Raw genomic sequence first — 5,680 nt, forward strand, 5'->3', positions numbered from 1 at the left:
GGCGGCCTTCGAGCAGGCGATCGACGAACTCCCCTTCGTTTTTCGCGGGCAATCGGTGACGGCGGGCGCCTCCGCGGGCGTCGCCTTGCTCGGTCCGCAGTCCGATGCCGGGCGCGTCCTGGAGGAGGCGGACGCCGCGATGTATGTGCGCAAGGCGCAGCGTCGGCACGAGCCGCGGATCAGGCTGGTCAGCAGCTGAACTTACAGCGTGGCCAGATCGTCCGGCACGTTGCCGAATTTGCGCAGCAAAGTGGCGTCGCCAAACTCGCCCGTCATGGGATCGCCGCTGCGGCTGAAGGCGACTGCGCCGATGTGGCCGGCACCATGTGCCAGAAGCTCGGCGCGCCGCAACGCGGCCGTTGAGCTCTGGCATTCTTCGGCGGCCCCCGCGACGGGTGAGCCGTTGCTGTCGATCAAGAAAGGCATTGCAACGTAATAGGTCACATCCGACATGGCGTTGCTCCGATATTTGAAACTCAGGCGGCGCTGCTCTTGCTCCGCATCTTGCTGCGTGAGGTCTCGGGAATGCAGCCGGCAGAGACCGCCGCCTGCAATTCCTCCAGCTCGGCTTCCAGATATTCGTTGGCCATGATCAGGGCCTTGATGGTGCTGCGCAGGTTGCCGTCGCACATCGCGATGGCCTGATCGCAGGCCTGCTCATAGTGGCTGTGGTCGAGAAAGGCGGCTGCCGACATATGCGTGTCCTCGGGCGTGGGGCGTTGGGGCAGCTAGAATGTTCTTATTTTGTTCTTTTGGAGTCAAGCGGATTCCAACTGGCGGGTCCCTCTAATCAGGCTGTGGATCAGGCGATGATGTCGGGCGTTATCTGGTCTTCGATGAACGCGATGCGGTCGCGCAACAACAGCTTGCGTTTCTTCAGCCGCTGTAACCGCAACAAGTCGGGGGCAGGCGATTGATGCAACGCATCGATCGCCGCATCGAGGTCTCGGTGTTCCTGCTGCAACCGGGTGAGCTCGGCTTCGAGCTCACGCTCATCTTCATTGGTCATGTCTGCGGTGGCCGAAAACCGATAGGCGTGAGATCTGGGCTGTGGACGCCCTGTGGAAATTATCGTCCTTGCGCCGCGTGATCGCAAGCGATCTGCGGCGCTCGCCCGCCGATCTCCCGCAACATATTTTGTGCTGGGGCCGCGGCGCTGCGCAGACACTTGATACCATGGATTTTTCCGCGTGGTTCCCCTTTAGTCACGCTTCGTTACATATGAAGTTTCAAAAATGACGCTGCGACGACGGATACCCATCGACAGGACGAATCGGTGATGTAGACTTGGCCGTCCGGATCGAATCCTAAAGGTTCAACCCTACCGAGGAGGTTTCGAATGACAATTCAGGCACATCTCGTTGAATTGGAACGGAAGCACAAACTTCTGGAAAACGAATTGCACGAAGCTCTCGTGCACCTTTCAACAGACGACCTGCAAATTGTTGAGTTGAAGCGCCGGAAGTTGATGGTCAAGGACCAGATCGAGCGTCTGAAGCACAGCGACACGCTCCACTAGTAACCCCCCGTAACAGCGTCGAGTTGATCACGTCCTTCACGCAGGGATGAGAGCGTTCGCGCTCATCCCTGCCGCAAGGTGCGCACCTGCGCAGGATGCTTGCGCGGCGAGCGTTCCTGCTCGGGCGCGTCCTCTCGGAGAGAAGCCTCATCCACGTTGCGCGAAGCGTTCTAGATGTTCGCGAGCTCGGCGACGTGGTCGGCGATCGCCAGCGAGGACGTCAGTCCCGGCGATTCGATGCCGAACAGATTGATCAGCCCTGCGACGCCGTGATCTTGCGGGCCTTGCATCAGAAAATCCTGGGTGGCCACCGCCGGTGGCACGATCTTCGGGCGGATGCCTGAATAGCTCGGCATCAGTGCGCCGTCGGGCAGCGTCGGCCAGTATTTACGGATTGCGGGATAGAAACGCTCGGCGCGCGACGGATCGACCTCGTAGTCGATCGTCTCGATCCATTCGACGTCAGGCCCGAAGCGCGCCTGCCCTGCCATGTCCAGCGTCAGGTGCACCCCCAGTCCGCCGGGCTCCGGCACCGGATAGATCAGGCGCGAGAACGGCGCTTTGGCGTTGCAGCTGAAATAGTTTCCCTTGGCGAGATAGGCCGGCGGAATTCTGTCCAGCGGCATGCCGTCGATGTTGCGCGCCACATGCGTCGCCGACAGCCCCGCGGCGTTGACGAAGAGCCTGCATTGCAACGTCATCGGTGACTCGCCGCCGGCATCGATTTCGATCATGCTGTTCGCCGCTTTGGCGCGGATCAGCGGAGTGTGAAACGCGAAGGCGGCGCCGGCGTCCTCAGCTTCGCCGCGCAGCGAGAGCATGTAGGCGTGGCTGTCGATGATGCCCGTCGACGGCGACAGCAGCGCGGCGTCACAGGCGAGCGCCGGCTCCAGCGCGCGTGCGGCCTCCCCCGAGAGCAGCTGCATGTCGAGCACGCCGTTTGCTTCGGCATGCGCCTTGATCGATTGCAGCTTCTCGGTCTCTTTCGGGCTGGTCGCGACGATCAGCTTGCCGCAATTCTTGTGCGGGATGCCGCGCTCGGCGCAGTAGCGGTAGAGCGCGTGCTTGCCGGCCACGCACATGCGCGCCATCCAGCTCCCGGCGCGATAGTAGATGCCGGCATGGATCACCTCGCTGTTGCGCGAGGAGGTCACGGTGCCGATGGCCTCGGCTTCCTCGAGCACGATCACCTCGCGCCCGGCCTGCGCGAGCTTTCGAGCCACCGCAAGACCGACCACGCCGGCTCCGATGACGACGCCGTCGACCCTATCCATGGTTGTGCAGGTCGTCCGCTGGGAGGGGCGGGGGCACCGGGCCGGGGAACGGCCGCGCGGCAGCGTTTTCCATTAAGAGGGCGTTTATCATGTCAGGGCAATTGCCGTATTTCACGTCACATATTTCTGTTGTGCCAACAGGCGTTTACCCGATCCAACCCCGCCAGGCCAGACAATCCGACGTTGAATCGCGGGTGGCTGATGGCTAAGAAGAACTGGCACGTGGGCAGCACGCTTCCGATCGCTGTGCAGGCCTTGCTGTGCCTGGCCGGTGCGGTTGCGCCTGCGCGTGCCTTCGCGGCATCGGACAGCCTTGCCGTTCCGGGCGATCTCGCCCGGCTCGATCCCGGCGTGATCTGGGAAACCCTGATCGCCGGCATCGTCCTCTGCTCGTTTCTCGCGGCGATCGTGCTGTGGATCCATTCCTGGCTGCGCCGATCCAAGCGTTCGCAGTTGCGGCGCAACGCCTTCATCTCGTCCGCCATGAACAATCTCAACCAGGGCGTGGTGATGACGGACGCGCAGCGCCGCATCATCTTCTGCAACGACCGCTATCTCGAGATCTATGGCCTAACGCGGTCGGATATCCGGCCGAACATGACCGGCTACGACATCCTGAGGCTGCGCCGCGAGCGCGGCGTCCTTGGCGTCACCGACGACGAGTTCTACGAGAAGGCTGCAAGCAGCAACGGCCTGATCACCGAGCTGCCGGACGGGCGGGCCATCCTGGTGAAGTATTTCGTGCTCCCGAACGGCGGCTCGGTGGCGACCCATCTCGACGTCAGCGAGCAGCGCAGGCTGTCGCAACAGCTCGCGTCCACCAAGCAATTCCTTGAAAGCGTGCTGGACAACGTCCCGGCTTGTGTCGCGGCGAAAAGCCTGGAGGACGGCCGCTACATCTTCGCCAATACTGCCTATGAACGGTTCTGGGGTTTTTCACGGGACCATGTCGTCGGCAAGAATGCACGCGAACTGTTCGCGCCGATCTCGGCGGACAGCATCGAGACGGCCGACCGGGCGGCGCTCAATTCCCCGGATGGGCAGTTCCGCAACGAATTCGAGGTCGAGCGGGGCGGGGAACGTCGCATGGTCGCCTCGATCCGGATCGCGGTGCGCAACGAAGGCAACAGGCCTGGATTCCTGTTGCTGGTGTTCGAGGACGTCACCGACCGCCGTTCGCTGTCGCAGGAGCTGGAAAGCACCAAGAAGTTCCTGGAGCGCGTGGTCGACAACATTCCCGTTGCGTTGATCGTGGAACAGGTCAAGGACGGCCGCTATCTGCTCGCCAACCGCAGCGCAGAAACGATCCTCAACCGCAAGCGCGAGGAAGCCACCGGCCTGACCGCCTCCGACATCTTCAATGCCAAAGAGGCCAAGCTGATCATCGCGCGCGACGAGGCGGCGATCAGGAAACGCGGGATGATCACCGAGGAGCATCCGATCTCCACCAAGGACGGCCTGCGCCTGTTCCTGACCCGCCGCGCCACCGTGCTCGGCGATGCCGGCGAGCCGCAATATCTGATCAAGACCCACGAGGACGTCACCGATCGGCGGCAGACCGAGTTGCGCATGGCGCATATGGCCTATCACGATGGCCTCACCGATCTGCCGAACCGGGCCGCGTTCCTTCAGGCGCTGACCCAGATGATCGAGGCCTGCGAAGGCACGGGCGAGGAGTTCGCCGTCCTCTGCGTCGACCTCGACGGCCTCAAGGAGGTCAATGACGTCTTCGGCCATGCGCTCGGCGACAAGTACCTGATCGAGGTGGCCCAGCGGCTCCTGGATTCCGCGCGCGGGGGCGTGGTCGCGCGCCTGTCGGGCGACGAGTTTGGCCTGATCATCGATGGCAAGCAGCCCGACGCGGGTCTCGCACTGGCGCGGCAGATTGGCGAAGCCGTCGCGAAGGATTTCCAGATCGACGGCCGGCCGGTCCGCGCCGGCATCACCACCGGCATGTCGGTGTTTCCGCAAAATGGCACCGATGGCGCCTCGCTGCTCGCCAATGCCGGCGCTGCGCTGTTCCGCGCCAAGCAGAAGTCGCGCGGCACGATCAGCCTCTACCAGCCGGAGATGGACCGGCAGATCCGCGATCGCCGCGTGCTGCACCAGGACCTCTCCGTTGCGGTCAAGAACGGCGAGCTCTCGCTCGCCTTCCAGCCGCAGGGGGCCGCGCGCCACAGCGTCGCCGAGAGCGAGATCATCGGCTTCGAGGCGCTGGCGCGCTGGCAGCATCCGGTGCGCGGCCAGGTTTCGCCGGCCGAATTCATCCCGATCGCCGAGGAAAGCGGTCTCATAGTCGAAATGGGCGAGTGGATCCTGCGCGAGGCCTGCCGCGAGGCGGCGTCCTGGCCGAAGCCGCTCCAGGTCGCGGTCAACCTGTCGCCGGCGCAGTTCATGCACGGCGACGTGGTCGGCCTCGTCCATTCGATCCTGCTCGAGACCGGCCTTGCACCCGACCGGCTCGAGCTCGAAATCACCGAAGGCGTGCTGATCGAGGACTTCGACCGCGGTCTCGCGCTGCTGCGCCGCCTGAAGGCGCTCGGCGTGCGCATCTCGATGGACGATTTCGGCAGCGGCTACTCCTCGCTGAGCTATCTCCAGGCTTTCCCGTTCGACAAGATCAAGATCGACCGCGCCTTCATCATCAATCTCGGCCGCAACCCGCAATCGGCGGCGATCGTGCGCGCCGTGATCGATCTCGGTCACGGCCTCGAAATGTCGATCGTCGCCGAAGGCGTCGAGACGGTGGACCAGCTCGCCTTCCTCGCCAGGGAGGGCTGCGACGGCGTGCAGGGCTATCTGCTCGGCAAGCCGCTGCCGATCGGGAAATATGCCGGCCTGATCGGCCGCGTCGTGTAGCTGACCGACATCGACAGCTCGTCCTCGG

Annotated in this window: 6 protein-coding genes and 1 pseudogene; 3 read left to right on the forward strand and 4 right to left on the reverse strand. The window is 63.7% G+C overall.

What is annotated here, in order from left to right:
- Positions 1–199, forward strand: a pseudogene (locus tag JHD07_RS11925) (GGDEF domain-containing protein); the annotation flags it as partial.
- Positions 200–201: 2 nt separating this feature from the next.
- Here JHD07_RS11925 and JHD07_RS11930 read toward each other — a convergent pair.
- The 3 genes from JHD07_RS11930 to JHD07_RS11940 form a co-directional block, all read right to left on the reverse strand.
- Positions 202–453 (reverse strand): hypothetical protein, encoded by a 252-nt coding sequence (locus tag JHD07_RS11930; protein ID WP_291622209.1) that lies wholly within the window; start codon positions 451–453, stop codon positions 202–204.
- A 23-nt stretch (positions 454–476) separates the two neighbouring features.
- Entirely contained in the window at positions 477–695 is a 219-nt protein-coding gene (locus JHD07_RS11935; RefSeq protein WP_291622211.1) for a hypothetical protein, read from the reverse strand.
- 107 nt (positions 696–802) lie between these two features.
- The gene (locus JHD07_RS11940; protein ID WP_008546179.1) at positions 803–1,009 is read right to left on the reverse strand and encodes a DUF465 domain-containing protein; all 207 of its coding nucleotides are present in this window, start codon (positions 1,007–1,009) and stop codon (positions 803–805) included.
- 330 nt (positions 1,010–1,339) lie between these two features.
- On the opposite strand from JHD07_RS11940, the gene JHD07_RS11945 reads away from it, so the two are divergent.
- Positions 1,340–1,519 (forward strand): DUF465 domain-containing protein, encoded by a 180-nt coding sequence (locus tag JHD07_RS11945; RefSeq protein ID WP_024337663.1) that lies wholly within the window; start codon positions 1,340–1,342, stop codon positions 1,517–1,519.
- 170 nt (positions 1,520–1,689) lie between these two features.
- Here the strand turns inward: JHD07_RS11945 and JHD07_RS11950 are convergent, their stop codons facing one another.
- The gene (locus JHD07_RS11950; RefSeq protein WP_291622238.1) at positions 1,690–2,793 is read right to left on the reverse strand and encodes an NAD(P)/FAD-dependent oxidoreductase; all 1,104 of its coding nucleotides are present in this window, start codon (positions 2,791–2,793) and stop codon (positions 1,690–1,692) included.
- A 201-nt stretch (positions 2,794–2,994) separates the two neighbouring features.
- On the opposite strand from JHD07_RS11950, the gene JHD07_RS11955 reads away from it, so the two are divergent.
- A complete protein-coding gene (locus tag JHD07_RS11955) occupies positions 2,995–5,652 on the forward strand; it encodes an EAL domain-containing protein (RefSeq protein WP_291622240.1) in 2,658 nt (885 codons plus the stop codon).
- Positions 5,653–5,680: the final 28 nt, after the last annotated feature.

Origin of the sequence: Bradyrhizobium sp., from assembly GCF_016462955.1 — a bacterium.
Classification (GTDB): domain Bacteria; phylum Pseudomonadota; class Alphaproteobacteria; order Rhizobiales; family Xanthobacteraceae; genus Bradyrhizobium.